The organism is Kocuria oxytropis, from assembly GCF_040981195.1.
Taxonomy (GTDB): Bacteria; Actinomycetota; Actinomycetes; order Actinomycetales; family Micrococcaceae; genus Kocuria; species Kocuria oxytropis.
The window spans coordinates 116,878-142,841 of record NZ_JAVFXA010000007.1 but is presented as its reverse complement, the minus strand read 5'-3'; the positions used below and the strand labels follow the sequence as shown (position 1 = coordinate 142,841).

Here is a 25,964-nt window from a genome sequence, read left to right as displayed (position 1 = left end):
CCCTCCGCTCGGCCGTCCCCGCCCCGGCTCAGTACCCGGCGGCGGCGTCGCCCCAGACCCGGGCGGTGAGCTCCTCGACGCGCGCCGCGGGCGTGTGCTGGGCGAGCAGGGCCTGGGCGACGAGCCGGCGCGCCGTCGAGGCGAGGTGCTCGCGCATGGCGTGTGCCGCCGCCTCCTCGTCCCCCGCGAGGACGCAGCGCACCAGCGGGTCGTGCTCCCCGGCGAGCTCGTCGAGGGGCCGCCGCGACGTGGCGGCCACCACGCCCAGGAAGGCCGTCGTGGTGCGCAGCTGCTCCACGAGCCGCACGGCCTGGGCGTTGCCGGCCACCAGCAGCAGCGTCCGGTGCAGTCCTTCGTCCGCCCGGGCGGCCGCCTCGAGGTCGCCGGCACGGGCCGCCTCGTGCATCGCGTGCCACTGGTCCCGGACGCGGTCGAGCTCCGCGGGCCCCGCGAGCCGGGCGGCCCGCCGGGCGGCGGGCACCTCCAGGGCGGTGCGCACCGCGAAGATCTCCGCGACGTCGGTGGGGCTGACCTCGACGATCTCGAAGCCGCGGTTGCGGTGGAAGCGGATCAGCCCGGCCTCGCCCAGCCGCAGCAGGCCCTCCCGCACCGGGCTGCGGGAGACCTCCATGGCGGAGGCCAGCTGCTGCACGGAGTACAGCCGCCCGGGCTCCATCTCCCCCGCCGTGATCGCCCGGCGCACCGCGGTCATGACCTGCACGGCGAGCGAGCTGCCGGTGCTGGCGGCGACCGAGGGCAGGGCGGGCAGTCCCGCCCCGGGGCGGTCGTCGTCCGGGGACGGGTCCCCGGAACCGGAGGGGGTGGTCACGGCGTGATCGTGAGCTTGATGTCCCCGGGCCGGTGCTCCTCGGCCCGCTGCATGGCCTCCGCGATCCGCTCGAGGGGGTACTCGGGGCCGAGGCAGTGCTCCACGTCGATCTCGCCCTCGGAGATCCGGCGCAGGGCCTCCCGGAAGGACGTCAGCCCGGGCTCGGCCTGCGCGGCCACGGAGCACTGCAGCCGCAGGTTCTTGCGGAACGCGGTCCACAGCGGGATCTCGGTGGGCCCGTGCCGCTCCGGCAGACCGAAGAAGCCGACGACGCCCCGGTCGGCCGCCAGGTCCACGGCCTGGTCGCGGAGCACGTCGTGCCCCACGGCCTCGACCACGAGGTCGGCGCCGCGGCCGCCGGTCACCTCGGCCACCACCGCCGCGAGGTCCTGGTCCGGTACCTGCACGGGGATCGCGCCGAGCCTGCGGGAGACCTCGAGCCGCTGCGCGTCCAGGTCGGAGTTCACGACGTGCTCGAAGCCCAGCCTCCGGGCCTCCTCCACGAAGAACAGCCCGGCGGATCCGGCGCCCATCACCACGCACGTGTGCGCTCGCCGGGCGGGCGTCTCGACGGGCCAGAACTGCCGCATGGCGTAGAGGCACGTGCCGTACTGCTGGGCCATCATGAGCCGGCGCAGCCCGAGCGAGTCCTGCCGGTCGGTGCCGGCGGGCAGCTCCACGACGTGCAGGTCGTCCAGCAGCTGGAGCTCCGCGAAGCACCCGCCCGTCTCGCCCGGGGGGACGGTCAGCACCAGGGCGCCCTCCGGGACGCGCTCGGACCGGGACTCGACCACCACGCCGACCCCCTCGTGACCGGGATAGCCGGGCCGGCGCGGACCCTCCGCGTGGAGCAGGCCGTGGAAGGCGGTGTGCAGGTCCGAGCCGCAGATCGAGGCGTGCAGCATGCGCACCACCAGCTGACCGGGCTCCCGGGCCTGCGGGTCCGGCCAGTCGGTCACGGTGATCGTGCCGGTGGTGGGGACGTGGGACCCTCGCATGCGCGCCTCCTGGGGTGGGGCGCGCCGGGCGCCGGTGGGTGACATGCTACCCACGCAGCCACCCCGGGGACGAGCGTGACGCCGGATTAACCCCGCGAGCCGCCCGGAAGAGCGTCGACGGCCTCGGCGGGGACCGCGAAGACCGGCCGCGGGGACTGCAGGCGGGCGGGGGCGGGCAGGTCCCGGCGCAGGAGGCGCTCCCCGCGCTCGAGCTCGAGGGAGAAGCCCGCGACGGCGTGGTGCACGTTCTCGGCGAGCACCGTCCGCTCCACGACCTGCTCGGGACCGGGCGTACCGTGCAGCAGGAGCACGGGCTCACCCTCCCGCAGCTCCTGCTCGACCCGGGCCACCGCCCGCACCCAGTGGCTCTCCCGCACGCCCTCCGGGACGCGGAACGGCACCAGGACCGCGCCGCCGCCCGTGGTCCCGTGCGCCCCCGGGGCCAGGACCCAGGCGCGCCGGCCGTGCGGCGGCTCGGCGGGAGGCGTGCGGCCCTCCGCGGGAACGGGCCACACGTAGTCCAGTCCGGCGGGGTCGCCGGGGAAGGCGTCCCGGTAGAGCTCCTCGTCCTTGCGCAGCAGGTTCGACCGGTGGGAGCGGTGCAGCGCCTCGTCCCCGAGCCACGGGGGCGGTGGGGCCGCGTCGTCGTCGGGACCGCCGTCCCAGGCCCGGGGGGCGAACTCCCGGATCTGCCACCCGGTGCTGTCGGCCCCGCCGCGGGCGGTCCACTCGTCGACCATCGCGCGGCCGTAGGCGACCAGGGCGGAGACGTGCTCCGCCCACATGGCAGTGGCCGGGTGGCGGAACCACCCGTACCCGGGCACGGTGGCCGCGCGCAGCACCTGGAGGGTCTCCACCCGCTGCTTGCCGAGCCGCTTGCGGTCGAGCACGCGTGCGGAGCGGGCGAAGTCGGGGTACGGGAGGAAGGTCTGCACGGCCCCAGTGTCCTACGGATCCGCGGCGCCCACCACCGGAGCGCTCCCCGCGAGGGCCGCGGGACCGGGGGGTCCCGCGGCCCTCGCGGGGAGCGGCACCGCCCCGGTCGGTCCGGGCGCTTCCGGGTCAGTACGCCTTGACGCGCTGCTCCACGATCAGGTGGATCAGGGCGAAGGTCCCGTCCTCGTCGATCGCCCTCAGCGCCGCCTCGAGCGCGCCGGGAATCTCGGCGTCGGTCTCCACGCACACCCCGAACCCACCGAAGGACTGGGCCATCAGGGCGAAGTCCGGGTTCTTCAGCTGCGTGCCGGAGACCCGGTCCGGGTAGTCGCGCTCCTGGTGGGTGCGGATGGTGCCGTACTCCTGGTTGTCCATCACGATGACCAGCGGGGTGGCCCCGTACTGGGCGGCGGTGGCCAGCTCCTGCCCGTTCATCAGGAACTCGCCGTCCCCGGCGATGGTCACCACCCGCCGCCCCGGGTAGCGCAGGGACGCGGCCACGGCCGAGGGCACGGAGTAGCCCATGGAGCCGTTGCGGGCCGAGATCATCGAGGCGTAGCCCTTGGTGGGGAAGTAGCGGTGGGCCCAGTTGGTGTGCTCGCCGGCGCCGAAGGTCACCATGGCGTCGTCGGGCAGACCCGCCACGAGGTGGGCCATCATGGAGTCCATCCGGGCGCGGCCCCCGGTCGGCTCCGTGGACACGGGGGTGGAGAACTCCACCTGCTGCGCCCGCAGCCGGGCGGTCCACTCCTTCCAGGCCGGCTTGGCGGGCAGGTCGATGCGCACGAGGTCCCGCACGAACACGTCCGGCTTGGCCACGATCTGGTAGGACACCGGCCCGGAGCGCCCGCGCAGGGACGGGTCGATGGTGACCAGGAAGTTCTTCTTCGCCCAGTCCTGGCGGACCAGGAACCCGTTGGTGATCACGTCCCCGGGGACGGTGCCCACGAAGACGAGCAGGTCGGTCTCCTCGAGCATGTCGAAGGTCGGCTGGGGGCGGCCGTAGCCAATGGGGCCCACGTAGGAGTCGGAGTCGAACGGGACGGTGCCCTCGGTGCGCCACTCCGCCGCGGCCGGCAGGTGGTGCTCCTCCAGCCAGGTGGTGAGCCCGGCCGCGCCCTCCGGGGTCCAGTCGTTGCCGCCGGTCACGAACAGGGGCTTCTCGGCGCCCTCCAGGGCGTCGCGCAGCGCCTTCCAGTCGTTGACCGTCATCCCGCCGTGGGCCACCGGGATCGGCGGGTGCAGGGTCGCGTCGATCTCGGCCTTGATGATGTCCTCGGGCAGTCCGACGACCACGGGGCCGGGCCGGCCGGAGTTGGCGGCGAACATCGCCTCGGCCACGATCTCGGAGGCCCGCTCGGCGTGGTCGAGGACCATCACGCGCTTGGCCCCGGAGTCGAACCACGCGTGCGGGTCGAACTCCTGGAACGCCTCCTTGTCCCGGTGCTCGAAGGGGATCAGCCCCACGAACAGCACCATGGGGGTGGAGTCCTGCCAGGAGGTGTGCAGGCCCACGTGGGCGTTGGCCGCGCCGGGGCCGCGGGTCACCATGGCCACGCCGGGGGTCGTGTTCATCTTGCCGTCGGCCTCGGCCATGTAGGCCGCCCCGCCCTCGTGCCGGCACACGATCGTCTCGATCGGGGAGTGGTGCAGTCCGTCGAGCACGTCCAGGTAGGACTCGCCGGGCACCACGTAGGTGCGCTCGACGCCGTGCGCTACGAGCGTGTCCACGATGACGTGGCCCGCCGACTTGCGGGCGGTGGTCTGTGCGGGGGATGCGGGGTCCGCGGTGGTCTGGGTCAACGTGGGTCCTTTTCGCCGTTGAAAATGGAGTGGTGGGGCTGGGCAGGCCGGGGGCGGCTCGGGGAGAGCGGCCTGGCGCAGTCCCCACGAAAATACCCGATCGCGGCGGCGAACCGTGTCCGGGCGGTCACGGAGCGGTAAAGAAGGACGCACAGGGACCGCGGAGTGCCGTGCGGTCGCGGGCCGTCCCACCGCCCCGGAGGTGCGGGCACGACGACGGCGGCGGGCCTCCCCGTGGGGAGGACCGCCGCCGTCGGTGCTGCTGTCAGTCGAGCATGTCCTCGAGCTCGATGCCGGTGGTCTCCCGGACCATCTTGACCGTGAAGACCAGGGACAGGAGGGCGAAGAACGCGTAGAGCCCGTAGGCGACCCCGAGCGAGAACGCGGCCAGGGCCGGGAAGGTCACGGTGACCACCCAGTTGGCGATCCACTGGACGAACCCGGCCACCGCCAGCGCGGCGCCGCGGATCCGGTTCGGGAACATCTCGCCCAGCAGGACCCACATCATGGGGCCCCAGGAGACGCCGAAGAAGACCACGAAGAGGTTGGCGGCCACCAGCGCGACCGGGCCGGAGGTCGGGCCGAGCTCGGGCTGACCGTTGACCACGTTCGCGGTGGCGAACACGACCGCGAGGGTGCCCAGCATGAGGGTCATGCCCGCCGAGCCGACCAGCAGGAGCCGGCGGCGTCCCACCTTCTCGACGAGGGCGATCGCCACGATGGTCACCGCCACGTTGACCACGGAGGTGATCACGGTGATGGTGAACGAGTTGGACTCGGTGAAGCCCACGGCCTGCCAGAGCACGTTCGAGTAGTAGAAGATCACGTTGATGCCCACGAACTGCTGCAGCGCGGCCAGCCCGATGCCGACCCACACGATGGGCTTGAGCCCGGCCATCCGGCCCCGGAGGTCGGACATCCGGGGCTTGTGCTCGCTCCGGAGGGACTCCTTGATGAGGCGCACGCGCTCGGTGGCCGACGCGGAGCCCTGCAGGTTGGCCAGCACGGCCTGGGCCTCGTCCGCGCGCCCGTCCTCCACGAGGTAGCGCGGGGACTCCGGGATCGTGAAGGCCCCGATCAGGTAGGCCAGCGCGGGGATGGCCTCGGCCATGAACATCCAGCGCCAGGCCTCGAAGCCCCACCACAGCTCCTCGGTGGAGCCTCCGGCGAGACCGGCGAGCCAGGCGTCCACGGCGAGGGAGATGAAGATGCCGAGCACGATGCCCATCTGCTGCAGCGATCCCAGCCGGCCGCGCACGGCGGCCGGGGCGACCTCTGCGATGTAGGCGGGGGCGATCACGGAGGCCACGCCGACGCCCACGCCGCCCACGATGCGCCAGAAGATCAGCCAGCCGAAGCTGTCGACCACGCCGCAGCCGATCGCGCTGACCAGGAAGAGCACCGCGGCGATCTTCATGACGGGGACGCGGCCCAGGGCGTCGGCCACGCGTCCGCCGAAGAAGGCGCCCGCCGCCGCGCCCAGCAGCGCGGAGGCCACGGCGAAGCCGAGCGGGCCCGGGCTGACGCCGAACTCCTCCTGGATGGCGGAGACCGCGCCGTTGATGACGGCGGAGTCGTAGCCGAAGAGGAAGCCGCCGAAGGCGGCGATGATGCTGATCCGCAGGACCGCCGAGGTGTTCGGATGCTCCTGGACCGACGGGGTCGTGGCGTCTTGGGTCATCGGACAGCTCCCTTGCTGGTGGAGTCGTCGGCGGGAGGCCTGTGCCGGCCGGTCGCCGCACCCCGGGTGGACTCGCCCGCCGACGCCGACGGGTTCTTGTGACGCGGTCCACACTAAAACTCGGTGGGGGGAATGTCCATTAGTCGAAGACGACGGGGGATCGGCGTGTCTTCATGACGCGCCGGGACCGACGGGCAGCTCCGCGTGCTGCAGGGCGAGGACCACGGCGCCGGCCACGTGGGCCTCGATCCCCAGCCGGGCGGCCTCGATCCGCAGCTCGCGGACGCTGCCGCGGACCCCGTGACGGGAGACCACCTCGCGCAGCGGGGCGAGCAGCAGCTCGCCGGCCAGGGCGATCTCGCCCCCGACGACCACGAGCTCCGGGTTGATGGTGTTGCACAGGTTGGCCACCGCCGTGCCGAGGAGCCGCCCGGTGTCCCCGATGACCCGTCCGCAGCCGACGTCGCCGGCGAGGGCGGCGGCCACGAGGTCGGGCACGGTCAGGTCGGCGCCGTGGGTGGCGGCCAGCAGGCCGGTGACGTCCCGGGAGGAGACGTACGTCTCGAGGCACCCGCGGTTGCCGCACCGGCACACCCGCCCGTGCTCGTCCACGGTGGTGTGGCCGAGCTCCCCGGCGGAGCCCGTGGCGCCGCGGAACAGGGTCCCGTTCAGGATCAGCCCGGCGCCCACTCCGTGCCCGATCTTGAGGTAGGCCATGTGCCGGGCTCCGCGGCCGGCCCCCCAGGCGTGCTCCCCGAGGGCGCCCGCGTTGGCGTCGTTCTCGACGACGACGGGCAGCCCGAGCCGGCGGCCGGCCTCCTCGCGCACGTCGATCCCGCTCCACGCCGGCAGGATGGCGCTCGCACTGACCAGCCGGCCCGCGAGGTCCACGGGGGCCGGGAGGGTGAGGCCGGCGGCCAGCAGCCCGGAGCGTGCGGTGCAGTGCTCCCGGAGCAGGTCGTCGAGGGTCCGCCCGACCAGCTCGAGGTCCTCGGCGAAACGGTGCTCGTCGGGCAGCTCGTGGCGCCGCTGGGCGAGAATCCGCTGGTTGAGGTCGGCCACCGCCACCGTCACGTGGCGGTGCCCCACGTCGATGCCGACCACGTGTCCGGCCGAGCCGCGGAAACCGACGAGCTGGCCCCGGCGGCCGGCGCCGTCCGCCTCCACGGCGAGCAGCCCGGCGTCGATGAGCTGGTGCACGATGTTGGAGACGGTCGAGGGCGCCAGGGCGGTGCGCCGGGAGATCTGGGCCTGGGTGAGGTGCCCGTCGCGCCGCACCGTCTCGAGCACGCGGCGCTGGTTGGCGTTGCGCAGGGACGTCTGCGATCCCGGGGGAACGGGGGAGCCGACGGACTCGGACATCATCGTCCTCTTTCACCGGTGAACGTGGAGAGAACCACCATCCTAGTCGGCGTTCACAGCTCGAAGACAGAGGGGTGGACGGCCCCGGTCCCCGGCAGGCGACGATGCTCGCCCGGCCGGGTCCCGGCCCTCAGCGCGTGCTGCCGGACTCGGCGATCAGCGCCTTCGTGGCCGCGATCCTCGCCGGGGACGCCGCCACGAAGTGCTCGTCGCGCGTCACCACGGTCGGCACCGTGGCGTTGCCGTCGTTGAGGGACTCCACGAACGCCAGGGCGTCCTGGTCCTCCCAGATGTTGGTCCACACGGCCTGTCCGGCGGCAGCGCCGAGACCGCGCTCGAGCATTCCGCAGAACGGGCAGCCGGGCCGCCAGTAGACGGCCACTCCGCCCTCCTCCACGTGTCGTGCGGCCTCGGCGTGCGAGACGGCCGGGCGGGCGCTGCGGGTCGGGTCCTTCTTGAACACGGGAGCTCCTCGCGGATCGGATGGCATGGGAATGGCGGTCCAGTCTACCGGGGCGGTCTCCCGGCACCCCGTGTCCCCCGATCAGGGGACAGGTCGTGCAGACGGTCGGAACCGGCGGACCCTCGGCTGCCCACACCATGATCGAGATCAGCACACGGCAGCGGTTGATCAGTGCCGAAAAACGCGGGGTTCCACGTGAAACCGTCGGAAAGACCGCGGACATCATCCCTCCAGGGGTGATGTGCCACCGGAGTGCTCCGGCACGACGCACAACGTCACACGGAGGGACGCAGGCCCCCGTTTCCGCCGGCATGCTTCATGATTTGTCATTCTCTGTACCGATCCGGCCAATTCTTCCCGAACTCTCTTGCCACCCCGTCCTGCGGCGGTCCCGGGAACGTGGCGTGTGTCATGGTGGTGGGCATGGCAATTCCGGCGCAGCATTCTTCCCCCCGGCCGGCCCGCTCCACCTGGTCCCTCCCCCAGCTGCACCAGTGGGTGGTCGTCCCCTTCATCGTCGTGCTGGTCACGGCGACGGTGGGACGGCTCCTGGTGTACTCCCCGGGGATCGCGGCCCAGGAGAGCGAGGTCCTGCACCGGCTCGGCGCAGTGCGTCCCGGCGTCCTCGACGTCCTGGCGCTCGTCCTCCACCACGCGTTCTCCACCCCCGGGACGTTCGCGATCATCGCGGCCCTCACGGCCTGGCTCGCGCTCGCGCGCCGGCGGCCGTGGGACGCCGCCGGCTTCGCCGTCACGGCCCTCTGCGGCTGGGCGGCGGTCGGGATGGTGCAGGTCGCCGTCGGCCGCCCCCGCCCCGCCGGCACGGCGACCGCGGAACCGCTCGTGCTCGTGGAGGGTCTCACCTCCTTCCCCTCGGGGCACGCGGGCGCCGCCCTGGCCGTCGCGGCGGCGTTCTGCCTCGCGGTGCGCCGGTCGCGGTTCGCCTCCGCCGCCCTGGTCGCGGGGCTGGGCACCGCCGCGCTCGTCGGGCTCTCCCGCCTGTACCTCGGCGTGCACTATCCGCTCGACGTCCTGGCCTCGGCGCCGGTCGCGTGGGCCGGGGTGGCCCTGGGGTGCGGGATCGCCAACCACCTCGTCCCCGCGCTCGCCTACGGCTTCGGCTGGCAGCAGGCCGACGCGGCGTGGCAGGAGGCGGAGGAGGAGCTCGTCGCCGGTGCGGACCCCGTGCCGGACGCCCGTCCGGACACGTCGCGGATCCCGGTGGTGGCGCGCGGGGCGGACCACCGCGCGGCCTGACACCCCTCGGCCGGCACGGCCCGCGGCGTGGACCGTCGTGCGACCGGTCGCACCCCGAGGGGTGCCGACGACATCGGCCCCGTGCCGTCCCGGCTGGGGGGCGGCCGGAGCCCGGACCCCGGCCGTCCCCGGCTCAGGGCTCGATGCGCCGGTGGAGGGGCCACCAGATGGCCCGGCCGATGTCGTAGGTCAGCGCGGGTACGAGCAGCGACCGGACGATCAGCGCGTCCAGGAGCACGCCGAAGGCCACGATGAACGCCAGCTGCACCAGGAACATGATCGGGATGACCGCCAGCGCCGCGAACGTGGCCGCGAGCACGATGCCGGCCGAGGTGATCACGCCGCCGGTGAGGGTGAGCCCCCGGAGGATCCCCGCCCGGGTGCCGTGGACCAGGGACTCCTCCCGCACCCGGGACATCAGGAAGATGTTGTAGTCGATGCCCAGCGCCACCAGGAAGACGAAGCCGAACAGCGGCACCGAGGGGTCCGCCCCCGGCAGGTCCAGGACGTTGTTGAACACCAGCGCGGAGACGCCCAGGGCCGTGAAGAAGGAGATCACGGTCGTGAGGATCAGCAGCACCGGCGCGAGCACGGAGCGCAGCAGCAGCATGAGGATCAGGGTGATGACCAGGAGGATCACCGGGATGATCAGCGTGCGGTCGGCGATCGAGGTCTCGTTGGTGTCGATGTTCGTCGCGGTGGTGCCGCCCACGAGGATCCCCTCGTCGGCGGCGTGCAGGTTCTCGCGCAGCTCCCGGACGGTCTGCTCGGCCTCCGGGGAGTCGGCGGCGTCGGAGAGCGTGGCCTGGAGCTGGTACAGGCCCTGGGCCTCGGTCGGCTCGGCCCCCGCGAAGGGGCCCACCGGCGGGGCCGCGTCCTGTCCCAGGGGCAGGGTGCCGGACGGGGAGTCGGCGGAGACGGCGACGACGCCGGCGACTCCCTCGGTGTCCTCGACCACCTCGACGGCGGTGTCCAGGGACCCGGTCGGGACCATCAGGACCGCGGGACTGCCGGAGCCGCCGGGGAAGTGCTGGGCCAGGGCCTCCTGGCCGTCCCGGGCCGGGGACTCGCCGAGCACCAGCTCGCTCTGCTCCACGCCCGAAGCCTGGAACTGGGTGCTGAACCCGGCCAGGGCCAGGAGCACCACCGTGGTCACCACCCAGATCGCCCGAGGCGCCCGGGTCACGAACCGCGCCACCGCGGCCCACACCCCCCGGCCCTCGACGGTGGGGCGGCTGGCGGGGCCGTGCTCGACCACGCGCACGCGCTCCGCCCCCGAGGCGTCGTAGCGGGGGCGGAACGGCCAGAAGGCCGCCCGGCCGGTGGCGTGCAGGACGGCGGGCAGGAAGCTGAGGGCCGCGAGCATCGACATGACGATGCCGACGGACGCGACCGGGCCCAGGGCCTGGTTCGAGGCGAGGTCGGACAGCAGCAGGCAGAGCAGACCGGCGATGACCGTGGCGCCGGAGGCGACGATCGGCTCGACCGAGCCCTTCAGGGCCGCCCGGGTGGCCTCGGCGCGTCGCCGGTGGTGCAGCAGGGCGTCCCGGTACCGCGCCGTGTACAGCAGGGAGTAGTCTGTGGCGGCGCCCACCACGAGGATGAACAGGATGCCCTGCACCTGACCGCTGATGGTCACGAGCTCGTTGGCCGCCAGCCAGTACACGACCAGGATGGCGGCGCTCAGGGCGAAGACCGAGGTCAGCAGCACCAGGATCGGCAGCACCGGGGAGCGGTAGACCACCAGGAGGATGACGAAGACCACGGCCAGCGTCACGCCCAGCAGGAGCCCGTCGATGCCCTCGAAGCCGGCCACGAGGTCCGCCGTGAACCCGGCGGGGCCGGTGACGTAGCTCTGCAGGCCGTCGGGCCGGCCCTCCTCGAACCGGGCCGCGAGCGCCTCGACGTCGTCGACCACCTCGCCGTCGGGCAGGGGCACGACCAGCTGGAGGGCCTCTCCGTCCTCGGAGGGGAGCAGGGGCGAGGTCCCGCCCTCGGGCAGGCCGCTGTCCTCCACCGCGGCGGCGGTCTCCTCGGCCCAGGCACGGTCCGCGCCGGTCAGCCCGCCGTCCCGGACGAGGAGGACGATCGCCGGGATCGCCTCCGAGTCCCGGAACTCGCCTTGCAGCTCCGTGACCCGGGTGGACTCGGTGGACTCGGGCAGGAAGCTGGACTGGTCGTTGGTGGAGACCTCGGAGATCTTCCCGAAGTACGGGCCGCCCACGCCCGCCACCGCGAGCCAGCCCACGATCAGCAGCGCCGGCAGCAGGATCCGCAGCACCCTCGCCCAGCGGGGAGGCCGCGGGGGCTCGGGGGCCTGGTCCCAGGGGGCAGGGCGGGAGGCAGGGGGAGCCGAGGTGGTCATGACGCGCCTTTCAGGTGCGGCTGGCGCAGGTCGGAGCCGCGGAGACCGACGGACCCGGCGCGGGAGTCCTCGGGCGCGGGGTCTGGGACCAGAGTAATATTTCGAAAACAGAAATAAAATCCCGGGATCAGTCGTAGACGGCCTTCACGCACAGCACGGGGCAGGGGCTCTCGAGCAGCACGCGCTGCGCCGTGCTCGCCATGATGATCTTGCCCACGGGGGAGCGCCGGCGGATGCCCAGGACGATGAGCTCGGCGCCGCGGTCCCGGGCGGTGTCGAGGATGACGTCGGCGGGATCGCTGTCGTGCTCGGGCTCCCGCAGCTCGTACGTCAGCCCGGAGCGGACGAGCTTCTCCTGCTCCACGTCGATGTCCGCCCCGAGCTCGGGCGGCTGGTGGCGCCTGGGGCGCGGCTGGACCACGACCAGGTCCGTGCCCCGGCGCTCGGCCTCCACGATCGCGGCGTCCAGCGCCGCGTGTCCGGGGGCGGTGGGCATGTATCCGACGACGACGGTCACGGGTTCTCCTCGGGTAGCGGCGCGGCAGGTGGGGGCGGGGACGGCCGGATCAGGCCCCGCGGTGGGGGTCCTCGCCCTCGGGCTCGTCCTCCATGCGGGCGAGGTCCTCCGGGTTCTCGAACCGCACCTTGCGGCCGAGGAACAGGCGGTCGTAGAGGAAGTTGACGATCCACAGGCCCAGGCCGATCAGCAGCAGGACCACGGCGATCTGGTACTCGATGGGGTCCTGGGCCCACGGGCCCACGAGGTAGGCGCACGTGATCGCGCCGAGGTAGGGCAGGACCCGGGGGGCGTGGAAGTAGTCGTGGGTGGGCCCGTGGTCCTTGCGCAGGATGATCGCCGCGATGTTGACGATGGTGAAGACGCCCAGGAGGAGGAGGGCGGTGGTGCCGCCGAGGGCACTGGCCGTGCCGCTGCCGAGGAGGTTGTTGATCACCACGATCAGGCCCATCGCCAGGAGGGTGGTGAACACGATGGCCGACCAGGGGGTGCGGCGGCCGCGCAGGACGTGGCCCAGGAAGTCCGGCAGCACGCCCTGGCGGGACATGCCGTACAGCAGCCGGGAGGCCATGAGCATGTTGATCAGCGCGGTGTTGGCCACGGCGAAGATCGTCAGGAACGGGTAGATGGTGTCGATGGGGATGTTGGGCGCGCCGATCCGGACCATGTCCAGCAGCGGCGTGGTCGACTCGCCGAGCACGCCGATGGGCACCACCGCCACGGTGAAGACGGAGACCAGGATGTAGACGACCCCGGTCAGGCCCAGGCCGAAGAGCATCACGCGCGGGAAGTCGCGGCTGGGGTTCTTGGTCTCCTCGACCATGTTCACGGAGTCCTCGAAGCCCACGAAGGAGAAGAACGCGAGCGAGGTGACCGCGGTGAGGGCCAGGAAGATGCCCTTGTCCTCGGAGGTCTCGAACACCATGGTCTGGCTGAAGTCGGCCTGGCCCTGGAACGCCGCCCAGAAGCCCACGAGGATGACGATGAGCAGGCCGGTGAGCTCGATCGAGGTCAGCACCACGTTGAACGCGAGGCCCTCGGTGACGCCGCGGATGTTGATCGCGGCGAGGACGGCGATGAAGAGCACGGCGATCACGGTGATGGTCGTGGTGTTCACCTCCAGGCCGAAGCCGCGGGCGAAGTTGGACGCCACGGCCGAGGCCGCCGTCGAGGCGGACGTCAGCCCGGAGCTGAGCACCGCGAAGGTCACCAGGAAGGTGATGAAGTGCACCCCGAAGGCCTTGTGCGTGTACAGCGCGGCGCCGGAGGCGCCGGGGTACTTGGTCACGAGCTCCAGGTAGGAGAAGGCGGTGATGGTGGCCACCACGAACGCCACGAGGATCGGGGCCCACGCGGCGCCGCCGATCTCCCCGGCGATGTTGCCGGTGAGGGCGTACACGCCGGTGCCGAGGATGTCCCCCACGATGAACAGCAGGAGCAGCCCGGGCCCCATGACGCGCTTGAGCTCGGGCTGTGGACGGGACCGGGTTGTGGAGTCGGCTGACTGGGCCATGGGATGCCTCGAATCGGTCGTGTCGGGCTGCGGACCCCTGCGGGCGGTGATCGTGGCCACAGCCTATGCCACCGCCGGACCCGAACCCCAGTGGTGACGGGACCCCGCCGTGTTCCTAGCCTGGGAGCATGACGAGCACCCGGCCCCGCTTCCGCCTGACCGATCTCCCCCTCCCGTTCGTGGGCGCCCCGATGGCCGGGGGGCCGTCGACCCCGGCGCTGGCCGCGGCGGTCACGACCGCCGGCGGACTGGGGTTCCTGGCCGCCGGGAACCGTTCCGCCGAGGGCGTCCGGGCGGACGTCGCGGCCGTCCGGGGGCTGACCGCCGGCGCCTTCGGGGTGAACCTGTTCGTGCCGCAGGCGGCGAACACCGCGGCCCCCGGGAGTGCGGTCGACCCCGCCGTGCACCGGTCGGTGGAGGCCTACCGGGAGGCGCTGCGGGGCACGGCCCGCCGGTACGGGGTGGAGCTGCCGGACACGGACCCCGCCGACGACGACGGATGGGCGGCCAAGCTCGAGCTGGTCGAGGAGCTGCGGGTGCCGGTCGTCTCCTTCACCTTCGGGCTGCCCTCGGCCGCCGTGCTCGAGCGGCTCGGGGCGGCGGGCAGCACCACGTCCGTCACGGTGGCCTCGGTGCGGGAGGCCGAGGCCGCGGAGCGGGCCGGGGCCCACCTGCTGACGGTCCAGGGACCGGCCGCCGGCGGGCACCGGGGCACCCACCGCGTGGAGGACGTCCCCGGAGCGGAGCCCCTGACCGAGCTCGTCGCCGCGGTCCGTGCCGCCGTGGGTGTGCCGATCGTGGCCGCGGGCGGCATCGCCTCCGCGGCGGACGCGGAGGCGGCCCTGGCCGCGGGCGCGGACGCCGTCCAGCTCGGCACGCTCCTGCTGCGCACGGACGAGGCGGGGACCTCCGCCGCCTACCGGGAGGCCCTGGGATCGGGCCGCTACGCGGGGACGGCCGTGACCCGGGCGTTCTCGGGCCGGCCGGCCCGGGGCGTGCGCAACGATTTCCTCGACCGGTTCACGGACAGTGCGCCGGCGGCCTATCCGCAGGTCAACCAGCTGACCAGGCCGATCCGGGCGGCCGCGGCGGCGGCCGGCGACCCCGAGGCCATCGCCCTGTGGGCCGGTCCGCAGTTCGCGGCGGCCCGGGCGGTCCCCGCGGCCGAGGTGGTGCGGGAGGTCCTCCCGGGACGCCGCGGCGGCCGTCCGGGCAGCCGCCGCGAGCCGTCCGGCGGCTGACGGCCGTGGCGGGGCGCGGCCGTCAGCGCACCCCGCGCATCATCCGGCGGATCCAGGGGGAGAGCACCAGCAGCGCGGCGCCGATCGCGATCGTGACGGCCCCGAGCGTCCCGAAGTAGGCGGCCTCGTTCTGTTCGCTGTAGTAGCCCGCCAGGGCGCCGGACAGGGCGGTGCCCAGGGCCACCGACAGGTAGAACAGGGCGACCATCAGCACGGGGTAGGCCCGCGGGGCGAGCCGGGTGGACAGGGACAGTCCCACCGGCGAGATCATCAGCTCGCCCAGCGTGGCGACCAGCAGGATCAGTGCGGCCCACAGGACGGGCACCGAGGACACCCCGGCCATGGGCAGGAAGATCAGGAAGGCCGAGCCCATCAGCACGATGCCCAGGCCGAACTTCGTGGGCGTGGCGGGCTGGCGGTTCCCGAGCTTCGTCCACAGCACCGCGAACACCGGGGCGAGCAGGATGATGAAGAACGGGTTGAAGGACTGGACCCACGAGATCGGCATGGTCCATCCCCCCAGCACGCGGTCCAGCCGGGTGTCGGAGTAGATCGTGATCACCGTGAACTGCTGCTGGAACAGGGCCCAGAACGCGGCCGAGCCGATGAACAGCGGGATGAACGCCCGCACGCGGGAGCGCTCGTCGTCGTCGATCTTCTTGCTGGTGAGCAGCAGGACGAACAGTGCCGCGGCCGCCACCACGATCACGACCACCACGACGTCGGCCAGGTTGGCCGCGTCGAGCACCCCCGTGAGGACGGCGGCCACCACCGCGGCGACCGCCGCCACGGCGATCACGGCCCACTTCCCGTACTGCTCGCGCGGCAGGGGATCGGGGACGTGGTGGACCTCGTCGGGGAGCCGCCGGCGGCCGAGCGCGTACTGGGTCAGGCCGAAGGCCATGCCGATCGCGGCCAGGCCGAAGCCCAGGTGGAAGCCCCACGTCTTCTGCGCGAAGCCCGTCAGCAGCGGCCCGAGCAGGCCGCCGATGTTGACGCCCATGTAGAAGATCGAGAAGCCGGCGTCGCGCCGGGGGTCCCGGCGGTCGTAGAGGGCGCCCACCAGGTTGGTGATCGTGGCCTTGAGCCCGCCGGAGCCGACGGCGATGAGGATCAGGCCCAGGGTGAGCCCGGCGACCGCGGGGACGAGGGCGAGGGAGACGTGGCCGGCCATGATGAGCACGCCGCTGAGGAACATCGTCCGCTCGGAGCCGAGGAGCCGGTCGGCCACCCAGCCGCCCAGGATGGCGAACAGGTAGACGGCGCCGCCGTAGGCGCCCACGATGCCCGCGGCCGTGGAGCGGTCGATGCCCAGACCGCCCTCGGTCGTGGCGAAGTACATGTACAGCAGGACGATGCCCTGCATGCCGTAGAACGAGAAGCGTTCCCACAGCTCGACGCTGAACAGGTTCGCCAGCATGCGGGGCTGGCCGAAGAACCTCTTCTCGTCGGGACGGGGCAGGTCCGCGCCCGGGACGGTGTCGGGGGTGCCGTGCGGAGCGGTGGCGCGGGTGGTGCCCTCGCCCTCACGGGTCGTGTCGTGGTTCATGACCCTCATGGTTCACCCGCCGGCGCCGTTCGCGCCAATCGGCGCGGACCCCGGCCGGCGGCCCCACTGCGCGCTCCTCCCGCACCTCCCGCCCGTCCCGGCCGGCGGCGGCACGGGCGGCGCCCGGGACCACGGTGCACCCACCGCGGTCCCGGGCGCCGCCGGGAGAGCGCTTCCGCTCGGCCGACGTCCTGTCAGTTGAAGTCCTTCGGGTCCGAGCCGATGCGCCCGCCGTTGTCGAGGCCGCTGATCGCGCGGACGTCCTCCTCGTCCAGGCGGACGTCGAGGGCCGCGTAGTTCTCGCGGATCCGCTCGGGGGTGACGGTCTTGGGGAACACCACGTTGCCGATCGCCAGGTGCCAGGCGATGATGACCTGCCCCGGGGTGGCACCGTGCTTGCGGGCGATCGAGTCGATCACCGGGTCCTTCAGCACGTCGCCGCCCTGGCCGAGGGGGGACCAGGCCTCCGTGAGGACGCCGAGGGAGGCGTTGAACTCCCGGAGGGCCGACTGGTTGAAGTAGGGGTGCAGCTCCACCTGGTTCACCACCGGGACCACGCCCGTGGCGTCGACGATCTCCTGCAGCTCCTCGCGCGGGAAGTTGGAGACGCCGATGGACCGGGCCTTGCCGCTGTCCCGGATCTCCTGGAAGGCCGTCCAGGTCTCCACGTACTTGCCGCGCTTCGGCGTGGGCCAGTGGATGAGGTAGAGGTCGACGTACTCCAGGCCGAGGCGCTCCAGGGAGGCGTCGATCGCCCGGAGCGCGGAATCGTGGCCGTGGTCGTCGTTCCACAGCTTGGTGGTCACGAAGATCTCGTCCCGGGGGATGCCGCTCTTCGCGATGGCCCGCCCGACGCCCTCCTCGTTGCCGTAGATCATCGCGGTGTCGATGTGGCGGTAGCCGGCCTCGAGGGCCTGTCCCACCACGTCCTCGGCGATGTCGGCGTCGACCTGCCACACGCCGTAGCCGAGCTGCGGGATGGTGCGGCCGTCGTGCAGGGTGAGGATGGGGGACTGCGTGGTGGACTGCGTCATGGACCGTGCCTTTCGTGGGGAGACGGCCGGGGGCCGTCGGTGGGGGCCGGGTGCGGGGCACCCGGGCCCGGTGTCCGTCGAACAGTCTCCGCCCGCCGCTGCGCGCTGACAAGATCGACAGCGTGCTTTCTGCTCTCAGCAATCGGCATCCGTGACCCGGCCGCCGTGGGAGGCCGCCGCCGTGGTCGTGGCCGACGGCGGGCCGGGGCGCTCAGTCCTGGACCCGCGGTCGCCGGGCCGACGGGGCCGGGCCGACGGGAGCTGGGGCTGCTGGCGCCGGTCCTCCGGCACCTGCCGGCACTCCGGTGGGTGCCGGTCCTCCGATTGGTGCCGGTCCTCCGGCGGGGGCAGCAGGAGAGGCAGCGCCTCGGCGGAGCCAGCCCGCACGGTCCGGTCCGCGTGCGGGGTGAGCGCGGTGTCCTCGGGGTTGATCTCGACCACGGGCGTCCCGCGGCCGGCGGCGATCAGCGGCAGGGAGGCGGCGGGCTGCACGAGCCCGGACGTGCCCACCACGAGCACGAGGTCCGCCTCCGCCACGGCCGCGGCGGACCGCTCCACGGCGCCCGCGGGCAGCTCCTCCCCGAACCACACGACCCCGGGCCGCACGGCTCCGCCGCAGCCGGGGCAGACCGGGGGGCGCTCGCGGTGCGGTTCTGCGTCGTGCGCACCTGCGAGGGCAGTGTCCTCGGCGGGAGCCTCCGCACGAGCAGGGTCCTCGCGGGGGCCCGACTCGGGGGCGAGCGGTGTGCCCGGCCCGGCTCCTGCCGCCAGGCCCGGGACGAGGTGGCCGGGGAACGGGGCGGCGCAGACGGAGCACCGGAACGCGAAGAGGCTGCCGTGCAGGTGGGCCAGCACCGTGGAGCCCGCCCGCTCGTGGAGGTCGTCGACGTTCTGGGTGACCACGTGCACCCGCGCCCGGTCCGCCCACCGGGCCAGGGCCCGGTGCCCGGCGTTGGGACGGACCCGGCGCACCTGACGGGCCCGCCAGAGGTACCAGGACCAGACCAGCCCGGGGTCGGCGTCCCAGGCCTCGGGGGTGGCCAGGTCCTCGGGGGACCAGCGGGCCCACAGCCCGGTGCCGGCGTCGCGGAAGGTGGGCACCCCGCTCTCCGCCGACATCCCCGCGCCGGAGAGCACGGTGACGGTGCGGGCGGAACGCGCGAGCTCGAGCAGCTCGGGGTCGAGGTCGTCCATGCCGCCGACGGTATACGCCCGGTGTCGCCCGGACCAGGACCGGCGGGCCGGGGCGGTATGACCGGCCCGGTCCGTTGGTCGATCCGCACGCGCGCGTGGTGGAATGGAACCCATGAAGTTCAACGTCCAGCGCGTTCTGACCCCCGCCTACCTGACCTCGGTCGCCCTCGTCGTGGTCGGAGTGGTCCTCGGCCTGGCGTGGTACCCCGTTGCGGCGTGGGTGTTCGTGCTCGCCGGTCTCGCGCTCAACGCGATGGCCGTGTCCGTCACCGAGATCAACGACGCCCCGCGCGCTCCCGGCGCGACGGCGCGCCGGCGTCCGTCCCTGTCCGAGCGCCGCACCGGCGCCGGCCACCACGGCGCCGAGCACGAGGACCGCGGGACCGCGGACCACCCCGAGCAGCCGGAGGGCCGGCCCGTCGTCGAGACGGAGGCGGAGACGCAGGCCACCCCGGTCGTCCCCCCGGTGGGGTCGAGCTCCGTGAGACCGCGGCGCTAGGCCCGGGCGGGGCGGGACCCCGCACCGGGGCCCGGGTGGATCCGCCCACCACGTTCCTTCCCACCGACCGGACGGTTGCCAGGCGTGTCACTCCTGATCATTCTCGCTCTCGCCACCCTGCTGTGCCCCGCTGCGGCCGTCCTGGGCCGCCGGGCCGGTCGCGACGCCGGCTGGCCGCTCGCCGCGGGCCTCCTCGTGCTCGCCGGTGCGCTGGTCGCCGTGTGGAACGGCCGGGGGGACAGCGAGGAGGTCTCCCAGCAGATCCCGTGGATGCCGACCCTCGGGGTGTCCGTCCACCTCCGCCTCGACGGACTCGGGCTGTTCTTCGGCCTCATCGTGCTGGTCATCGGCGCCGTGGTCATCGCCTACTCGGCGCGCTATCTCGCCAAGGGGTCGCACAGCGCCTTCTACGCCCTCATGACGTTCTTCGCCGCGGCGATGCTCGGTCTGGTCCTGGCCGACGACGTGGTCCTCCTGTTCGTCATGTGGGAGTTCACCACGCTGTGCTCGTTCCTGCTCATCGCCCGCTCGGGCCCGCACGCCAGGGAGCCGGCGATCCGGACCTTCCTGGTGACCATGGCCGGTGGACTCTGCCTGCTCGCGGCGGTGGTCGCGATGTGGGTGGCCACCGGGACCACCCGCCTCAGCGACATCCTGGTGGACGCCGTGTGGTCCACGTCCCCCGGGTTCGCCGCGTTCGTGGCGGTGCTGATCGCGGTGGCGGGCTTCACCAAGTCCGCGCAGTTCCCCTTCCACGCGTGGTTGCCCGACGCCATGGTCGCGATCACCCCCGTGAGCGCCTACCTGCACGCCGCGGCCATGGTGAAGGCCGGTATCTACCTCATGCTGCGCTTCTCCACGGCCCTCGGCGAGGTGCCGGTCTGGAACGTCCTGCTGATCACGGTGGGGCTGTTCACCGCCCTGATGGGCGCGGTGTTCGCCCTGCAGCGCCACGACCTCAAGGAGCTGCTCGCCTACTCCACCGTGAGCCAGCTGGGCTTCCTGACGGCAACCATCGGCATCGGCACCTCCTACGCGGTGGTGGGGGCCGTGGTGCACGTGGCGGCCCACGCGCTGTTCAAGTCGGCGCTGTTCATGTCCCTGGGGGTCATCGACCACCAGGCCGGCAGCCGGGACATCCGCAAGCTCTCCGGGCTGGCGCGGACGATGCCCGTCACCGCCGTCGTGATGACGCTCGCGGCGGTCTCCATGGCGGGGCTGCCCCCGCTGTTCGGCTTCGTCTCCAAGGAGGCCATCTTCAAGGCCGTGGCGGAGAACCCCGGGTCCCCGGTGGCCGTGTGGCTCACGGGTGCCGTGGCGGTCCTGGCCGCGTCCTTCACCTTCGCCTACTCCGCCCGGATGATCATCACCGTCTTCCCCGGTCGCCCGGCGCAGGAGCCGCCGAAGGAGGCCTCCGCGGCCTTCCTGGCACCCGTGGCGCTCGTGTCCGTGGCCGGTCTGGTCCTGGGGCTGGCGGGGGTGCTGGCCGAGCCGCTGCTCGGCAGCGCCGCCGAGTCCGTGGCCGGTCCGGACGCCGAGCCGCACCTGGGGCTGTGGCACGGCCTCGCCCCCGAGCTGTACATGTCCCTGGCCGTGTTCGCCCTCGGCGGTGCGCTGGTGCTGGGCCGGGGGCGGGTGGACCGGCTCCTGGACCGCGAGCTGTCGCCCGTCACCGGAGTGGGCGCGGTCGAAGCGCTCCGCACCGGCTCCGGGGCCCTGGGGCACTGGGTCGGGGGGCTCACCCGGGCCGACGCCCCCTACCGGCACCTGGTCCCGCCCGTGGTCGTCCTGGTGGCGCTGACGGTCGTCGGCCTGTCCACGGTCGAAATCCCGCCGCTGCAGGGGGACGTGACGAAGCCGCTGGACTGGGTGCTCCTCGGCGTGGTCGTGGTCGGGGTGCTCCTGGCACTGGGCGTGCGCAGCCGGATCGCCCTCGTGACCATCATCGGGGTGGTGGGCTTCGCCGTCGCGCTGTGGTTCTACGAGCTCGGCGCGGCCGACGTGGCGCTGACCCAGCTGCTGGTCGAGATCCTCACCGTGGTGGTGATCGTCCTGCTCCTCAACCGTCTGCCCTCCACGTTCCACCGGACGGGCAAGCGGCGGGCGACCACGGCGGCCGTCGTCGCCGTCCTCGCGGGCGCCTCGGCCGCCGTGGCCGTGTGGACGCTCACCGGCCGGCGCGGGCTCTCCGGGGCAGGAGAGTACTTCCTGGCGGAGGCCAAGACGGAGACCGGGGGATCGAACGTGGTGAACACGATCCTCGTGGACTTCCGTGCCCTGGACACGCTCGGCGAGCTGACCGTGCTGGGCGTGGCGGGCATCGCGATCGTCGTCGCCCTGGAGTCGCGGGGGCTGCTGCCCAAGCGGCACAGCCCGGTCACGGAGCCGCCGGAGTCGCCGATCAGCGACGCCCGGGACAACACCATGGTGCTGCGCGTCACCGAGCGCCTGCTCGGACCGGTCATCGTGGTCCTGTCCCTCTTCTTCCTGCTCCGCGGGCACTACCAGCCCGGTGGCGGGTTCATCGCGGCCCTCATCGGTGCTGCCGGCATCTCCCTGGTCTACCTCTCGGCGCAGGACGACCGGGTCAGCCGGCTCGGCGTGCCCTACGTCAAGCTCATCGGCGCCGGGGTGGCCGTGGCGGTGGTCGTGGGACTCCTGGGCCTGGCCGACGGCTCGTTCCTGCGCGCGCTGCACTTCGACGTGTTCGGGATCGCGATCACCACGGCGCTGTTCTTCGACGTGGGCGTGTACCTGGCGGTGGTCGGCGTGATCCTGACCGCGGTGAGCCGTCTGGGCGTGGAGGAGAAGGAACCACCGCCCCTGCGGCGGGTGGGCTCCACCGCGGCGGAGAATCCCACCGCCTACCCCACCCCCACCACGGACGAGCCGCACCACCCCAGCACGGCGCCCCTGGACCTCAGCAGCATCCGGGCCCTCGACCGGGACCCCGGACGTCCCGCCGGCCGTTCCACGGGGACGTCCGGCGAGCGCACCGACCCCTCCCGAGGAGACGATTCCTGATGGCCCTCGCACTGACCGTGGGCGTGCTCATCGCGGGCGGCGTGTTCATGATGCTGCGGCGCGGCATGGTCCGCCTGATCATCGGCTTCGCCCTCCTCAGCCACGGTGTGAACCTGCTGATCATGGCCACCGGCGGCATCGACCGCCGCGGCGAGCCCCTCGGCTCCTCCCCGGACCCGGCGACCACGGCGGACCCCCTGCCGCAGGCCTTCGTGCTGACGGCCATCGTCATCGCGTTCGCCATCACCATGTACATGCTCGTGCTCGCCGTGACCGGCGACGAGGACGACGACACCGATCTCGAGCTCAGCGGCCGGGAGACGGAGACCCCTGACCTGATGGACGACCCCCTGGACGACCCCCTGGACGACGCCGGGACGCACCGCGAGGCACCCGAGGACCCGGACCGGTCAGGCACCCGCTTCGGGCAGGGCCCGGGAGGAGGTGGTCGCGCATGAGCGCGGACCTCATCCCGTTCTTCGTCATCGTCCCCCTGCTGGCCGCCGGTCTGCTGGTGCTCGCCGGTGGCCCCGGGCGGATCGGCAAGGTGGGGCTGCTCGCCGTTCTCGGCGCGGACGTGGTGGGGGCGGGGTGGCTCGTGATCACCCTCCTGGACGGCGGAACCGTGCTGGCCCACCGCATCAGCGGCTGGCCCGCCGGCATCGCCATCCCGTTCGCAGCCGATCTCCTCACGGCGCTGATGCTCTCCGTGACCGGATTCGTGACGCTGGTCAGCTCCTGGTTCGGGGTGGTGTCGGGGCAGGCGGAGAAGCGCTTCTTCGGTCCCCTGGTGCTCGTGCTCATGGCGGGCGCCAACGGGGCCCTGCTCACGGCGGACCTGTTCAACCTCTTCGTGTTCATCGAGGTCATGCTGGTGCCGTCCTACGCGCTGATCATCCTGGCCCACCGCGGCCGGGGGCGGCTGATGCAGGTCACGTCCTCGCGGATCTACGTGAGCGTCAATCTGCTGGCCTCCACGATCCTCCTGGCGGGGGTGGGGCTCGTCTACGGCACGGCCGGCACCGTGAACCTGGCCGAGCTGGCGGGCCGTGCCACGGAGTCCACCGCCGTGGCCGTGTCGGTCGCGGTGGTCCTGATCGCCCTCTCCGTCAAGGCGGCCGTGGTTCCCGTGCACGGGTGGCTGGCGCGCACGTACCCCTTCATGTCGCCCACCGTGACCGCCCTGTTCTCGGGGCTGCACACGAAGATCGCGGTCTACGCGATCTACCGGATCTACGCCGTGATCTTCGACGGCATGGCGCAGTACCTGTGGATCGGGGTCGTGGTGTTCTCCGCGTCCATGGTGATCGGTGTCCTCGGCGCCGTGGGGGAGCGGGACGCGCGCGCGATCCTCGCCCACTCCACGGTCAGCCAGATCGGCTACATCCTGCTGGGCGTCGCCCTCTTCGGGACCGCGGGACTCACCGCGGGCATCTTCTACCTGTTGCACCACACGGTGGTGAAGGTGTCCCTGTTCCTGTCCACCGGGGCGGTGGAGATCGCCTACGGGCGGCACCCGCTGGGCGAGGTCGCGGGCCTGCTCCGGCGGGAGCCGCTCACGGCCGTGGTCTTCTTCGCGGCGGCCCTGTCCCTGACCGGCATCCCGCCGTTCTCCGGGTTCGTGGCCAAACTGGCGCTGATCCTGGCCGCGTTCGAGGAGCAGCAGATCGGGGCGGCCCTCGTGGCGGTCGGCGTCAGCCTCTTCACGCTGCTGTACGTGCTCAGGATCTGGGGGATGATGTTCCTGGGGAAGCCGGAGGACTCGTCGGGCGTGGTCACCGCCGCCGTGGGCACGAAGGAGCGCCGCATCCCGGTGGGCCTCATCGCGCCGGCCCTCGTCCTGGCGGTGACCTCCCTGGTCCTCGGCGTGGGCGGTGAGCTGCTGCTGGGCGTCTCGGCCACGGCCGCGGACGGTCTCGTGGACACCAGCGCGTACGTGGAGGCGGTGAGGGCCTCGTGACGTGGTTGACCTGGCCGCTGCGCTTCCTCGGCTTCCTGCTCTGGTACGCCCGGGAGCTGGTCCTGTCCAACGTCGCGGTGACGCGCGACGTGCTCACGCCGGGCCAGGACTCCTCGCCCATCGTGGTGCGCTACCGCACCCGGTGCCGCAGCGAGTTCGAGACGGTCCTGCTCAGTGTGCTCATCACCCTGACGCCGGGGACGCTGACCCTGGCCACCGCGGCCCGGCCCGGCGACGGGGAGGACACCGGCGCGGAGGGCTACGACATCTTCGTGCACGCCATGTACTCGGACGGACCGCAGGACGCCCTCTCGGGCCTGCAGGAGATGGAGACCCACATGCTGAACGGCATCCGAGCGGGAGGGGCCCCACGATGATCGGCATCCTCTTCGGCGTGCTGGTGCTCGCCGTCTCCGTCCTCGTCGCCGGGGTGCGGATGTTCCGCGGCCCCAACGACGCCAACCGGGCCATCGCCGCGGACCTGCTGTTCTTCTCCGTGGTGGGGCTCATCGCCCTGTTCGGCGTGCTCGCGATGAGCCCCCCGGTCTTCGACCTGGTCCTCGTCGCGACCCTCGTGGGCTTCCTGGCGACCTTGTCCCTGGCCCGCGCACTGACCAGGGGGAGGCGATGAGTGTGGAGTGGGACCCGGTCATGCACGACACCCTGTGGATGAGTGTGGTGGGACAGGCCTTCATCGTCCTGGGGTCACTGATCTTCCTCACCGCCACGGTGGGGATCACCCGGTTCCCGGACCTCTACACGCGGTCCTCGGCGATCGCCACCGCCGCGGGTCTCGGCGTGTCCTTCGTCCTCACCGGGGCGTTCTTCTTCCTGCCCGGCGTGGAGAACGCGGTCAAGCTGCTCGCCGCGGTGGTCCTGCAGCTCGTGACGTCGGCCGTGGGCAGCATGGCCCTGGCCCGCTCCGGCTACCTCATCGGCTCGGCGGTGTATTCTCCGACCCACCACAACGAGCTCGAGGAGCACGCCGGCGGGGATCCCGGCCCCGGGAAGGAGGACCGCGCATGACCGCTCGCGTCGAGAGCGTCAACGTCGGCCGGGCGGAGGAGAACCCCGCCAGGCGGAACCGGCCCACGGGCATCCGCAAGCGCCCCGTGGACGGTCCCGTGGAGATCCGCGATCCCGGGCCGCGCCGGGGCGGCCTCGGCTCGGGGCTGGTGGGGGACTTCATCGGGGACGGCACCTATCACGGCGGCACCGACCAGGCGGTGTACGCGTTCGCCCGGGAGGAGCTGGACTTCTGGGCGCGGGAGCTCGGGAGGGAGATCCCCGACGGCTCCTTCGGGGAGAACCTCACGCTCTCGGGCTTCGACGTCGACGGGGCGCGGCTCGGCGACGTCTGGCGGATCGGCGACGTGCTGCTCCAGGTCACGGACGCACGCATTCCCTGCGGCACGTTCCGCGCGAGCATGGAGGTGCGCGGCTGGCTGCGCCGCTTCACGGAGCGGGGGCGCTCCGGGGCCTACCTCAGGGTCCTGTCGCCGGGCACGGTGCAGGCCGGCAGCCCGGTCGAGCTCGTGCGCCGCGCCGAGCACGGCGTGGGCGTGGCGGACGCCTTCCGCGCCCAGACCACCGAGCGCGAGCGCCTGCCGGAGCTGCTGCGCGCCGGGGAGGACCTGTGCGAGCAGCTCCGGCGGCGGGTCGCGGAGGAGCAGCGGGCCGCCGCACGGCAGGACGGCTGAACCGCCGCCCGGTGCCGGGCGGGCCCGGGCACCGGTCGC

The 25,964-nt window shown here is 73.0% G+C and carries 23 protein-coding genes; 10 read left to right on the top strand and 13 right to left on the bottom strand.

The features are described from left to right. Positions 1-28: 28 nt before the first annotated feature. The 7 genes from QYM41_RS09275 to QYM41_RS09245 form a co-directional block, all read right to left on the bottom strand. On the bottom strand, positions 29-829 hold the full coding sequence (locus tag QYM41_RS09275; RefSeq protein ID WP_368799461.1) for a GntR family transcriptional regulator: 801 nt from the start codon (positions 827-829) through the stop codon (positions 29-31). Next, entirely contained in the window at positions 826-1,827 is a 1,002-nt protein-coding gene (locus QYM41_RS09270) for a zinc-binding dehydrogenase (protein ID WP_368799460.1), read from the bottom strand. Before QYM41_RS09270 ends, QYM41_RS09275 begins: the two co-directional genes overlap by 4 nt. A gap of 86 nt (positions 1,828-1,913) precedes the next feature. Then, on the bottom strand, positions 1,914-2,762 hold the full coding sequence (locus QYM41_RS09265; RefSeq protein WP_368799459.1) for an MSMEG_6728 family protein: 849 nt from the start codon (positions 2,760-2,762) through the stop codon (positions 1,914-1,916). A 127-nt stretch (positions 2,763-2,889) separates the two neighbouring features. Further along, positions 2,890-4,566: a thiamine pyrophosphate-dependent enzyme gene (locus QYM41_RS09260; protein ID WP_368799458.1), complete on the bottom strand. Its 1,677-nt coding sequence runs from the start codon at positions 4,564-4,566 to the stop codon at positions 2,890-2,892. A gap of 265 nt (positions 4,567-4,831) precedes the next feature. After that, on the bottom strand, positions 4,832-6,247 hold the full coding sequence (locus QYM41_RS09255) for a sugar porter family MFS transporter (protein ID WP_368799457.1): 1,416 nt from the start codon (positions 6,245-6,247) through the stop codon (positions 4,832-4,834). Between the two features lie 171 nt (positions 6,248-6,418). Then, positions 6,419-7,609: an ROK family transcriptional regulator gene (locus tag QYM41_RS09250; protein ID WP_368799456.1), complete on the bottom strand. Its 1,191-nt coding sequence runs from the start codon at positions 7,607-7,609 to the stop codon at positions 6,419-6,421. Between the two features lie 130 nt (positions 7,610-7,739). Then, complete coding sequence (locus QYM41_RS09245; protein WP_368799455.1) at positions 7,740-8,072, bottom strand: glutaredoxin domain-containing protein; 333 nt, start codon at positions 8,070-8,072, stop codon at positions 7,740-7,742. A 423-nt stretch (positions 8,073-8,495) separates the two neighbouring features. Here QYM41_RS09245 and QYM41_RS09240 point away from each other — a divergent pair, with 423 nt between their 5' ends. Further along, positions 8,496-9,329 carry a phosphatase PAP2 family protein gene (locus tag QYM41_RS09240; RefSeq protein ID WP_368799454.1) on the top strand — a complete coding sequence of 278 codons (834 nt, stop codon included), beginning with the start codon at positions 8,496-8,498 and terminating at the stop codon, positions 9,327-9,329. Between the two features lie 133 nt (positions 9,330-9,462). On the opposite strand, the gene QYM41_RS09235 is transcribed toward QYM41_RS09240, so the two are convergent. The 3 genes from QYM41_RS09235 to QYM41_RS09225 all read right to left on the bottom strand — a co-directional run bounded on the left by QYM41_RS09235 (position 9,463) and on the right by QYM41_RS09225 (position 13,724). Continuing rightward, entirely contained in the window at positions 9,463-11,694 is a 2,232-nt protein-coding gene (locus QYM41_RS09235; RefSeq protein ID WP_368799453.1) for an MMPL family transporter, read from the bottom strand. Positions 11,695-11,821: 127 nt separating this feature from the next. Next, on the bottom strand, positions 11,822-12,211 hold the full coding sequence (locus tag QYM41_RS09230) for a universal stress protein (RefSeq protein ID WP_368799452.1): 390 nt from the start codon (positions 12,209-12,211) through the stop codon (positions 11,822-11,824). A 49-nt stretch (positions 12,212-12,260) separates the two neighbouring features. Then, positions 12,261-13,724 (bottom strand): APC family permease, encoded by a 1,464-nt coding sequence (locus QYM41_RS09225; protein WP_368799451.1) that lies wholly within the window; start codon positions 13,722-13,724, stop codon positions 12,261-12,263. 128 nt (positions 13,725-13,852) lie between these two features. On the opposite strand from QYM41_RS09225, the gene QYM41_RS09220 reads away from it, so the two are divergent. Beyond that, positions 13,853-14,965 carry a nitronate monooxygenase gene (locus tag QYM41_RS09220; protein WP_368799450.1) on the top strand — a complete coding sequence of 371 codons (1,113 nt, stop codon included), beginning with the start codon at positions 13,853-13,855 and terminating at the stop codon, positions 14,963-14,965. Between the two features lie 22 nt (positions 14,966-14,987). Here the strand turns inward: QYM41_RS09220 and QYM41_RS09215 are convergent, their stop codons facing one another. From QYM41_RS09215 to QYM41_RS09205, 3 genes are all read right to left on the bottom strand, one after another. Continuing rightward, a complete protein-coding gene (locus QYM41_RS09215; protein ID WP_368799449.1) occupies positions 14,988-16,514 on the bottom strand; it encodes a peptide MFS transporter in 1,527 nt (508 codons plus the stop codon). Between the two features lie 194 nt (positions 16,515-16,708). Next, positions 16,709-17,548 (bottom strand): aldo/keto reductase, encoded by an 840-nt coding sequence (locus tag QYM41_RS09210; RefSeq protein ID WP_368799448.1) that lies wholly within the window; start codon positions 17,546-17,548, stop codon positions 16,709-16,711. Between the two features lie 135 nt (positions 17,549-17,683). Continuing rightward, positions 17,684-18,742: an SIR2 family NAD-dependent protein deacylase gene (locus QYM41_RS09205; protein ID WP_438612572.1), complete on the bottom strand. Its 1,059-nt coding sequence runs from the start codon at positions 18,740-18,742 to the stop codon at positions 17,684-17,686. Positions 18,743-18,854: 112 nt separating this feature from the next. On the opposite strand from QYM41_RS09205, the gene QYM41_RS09200 reads away from it, so the two are divergent. From QYM41_RS09200 to QYM41_RS09165, 8 genes are all read left to right on the top strand, one after another. After that, entirely contained in the window at positions 18,855-19,241 is a 387-nt protein-coding gene (locus QYM41_RS09200; protein ID WP_368799447.1) for a hypothetical protein, read from the top strand. Between the two features lie 84 nt (positions 19,242-19,325). After that, positions 19,326-22,265 carry a DUF4040 family protein gene (locus QYM41_RS09195; protein ID WP_368799446.1) on the top strand — a complete coding sequence of 980 codons (2,940 nt, stop codon included), beginning with the start codon at positions 19,326-19,328 and terminating at the stop codon, positions 22,263-22,265. After that, complete coding sequence (locus QYM41_RS09190; RefSeq protein WP_368799445.1) at positions 22,265-22,723, top strand: sodium:proton antiporter; 459 nt, start codon at positions 22,265-22,267, stop codon at positions 22,721-22,723. The genes QYM41_RS09195 and QYM41_RS09190 overlap by 1 nt, the downstream gene beginning before the upstream one ends. After that, on the top strand, positions 22,720-24,225 hold the full coding sequence (locus tag QYM41_RS09185) for a monovalent cation/H+ antiporter subunit D family protein (protein ID WP_368799444.1): 1,506 nt from the start codon (positions 22,720-22,722) through the stop codon (positions 24,223-24,225). The genes QYM41_RS09190 and QYM41_RS09185 overlap by 4 nt, the downstream gene beginning before the upstream one ends. Further along, positions 24,222-24,602, top strand: a complete 381-nt coding sequence (locus QYM41_RS09180) for a Na+/H+ antiporter subunit E (RefSeq protein WP_368799443.1) — start codon at positions 24,222-24,224, stop codon at positions 24,600-24,602. The genes QYM41_RS09185 and QYM41_RS09180 overlap by 4 nt, the downstream gene beginning before the upstream one ends. Then, entirely contained in the window at positions 24,599-24,856 is a 258-nt protein-coding gene (locus QYM41_RS09175) for an MrpF/PhaF family protein (protein ID WP_368799442.1), read from the top strand. Before QYM41_RS09180 ends, QYM41_RS09175 begins: the two co-directional genes overlap by 4 nt. Positions 24,857-24,876: 20 nt before the next feature. Continuing rightward, positions 24,877-25,251 carry a cation:proton antiporter gene (locus QYM41_RS09170; protein WP_368799441.1) on the top strand — a complete coding sequence of 125 codons (375 nt, stop codon included), beginning with the start codon at positions 24,877-24,879 and terminating at the stop codon, positions 25,249-25,251. Beyond that, positions 25,248-25,925, top strand: coding sequence for an MOSC domain-containing protein (locus QYM41_RS09165; protein WP_368799440.1), 678 nt, complete (start codon positions 25,248-25,250; stop codon positions 25,923-25,925). Before QYM41_RS09170 ends, QYM41_RS09165 begins: the two co-directional genes overlap by 4 nt. Positions 25,926-25,964 lie beyond the last annotated feature (39 nt).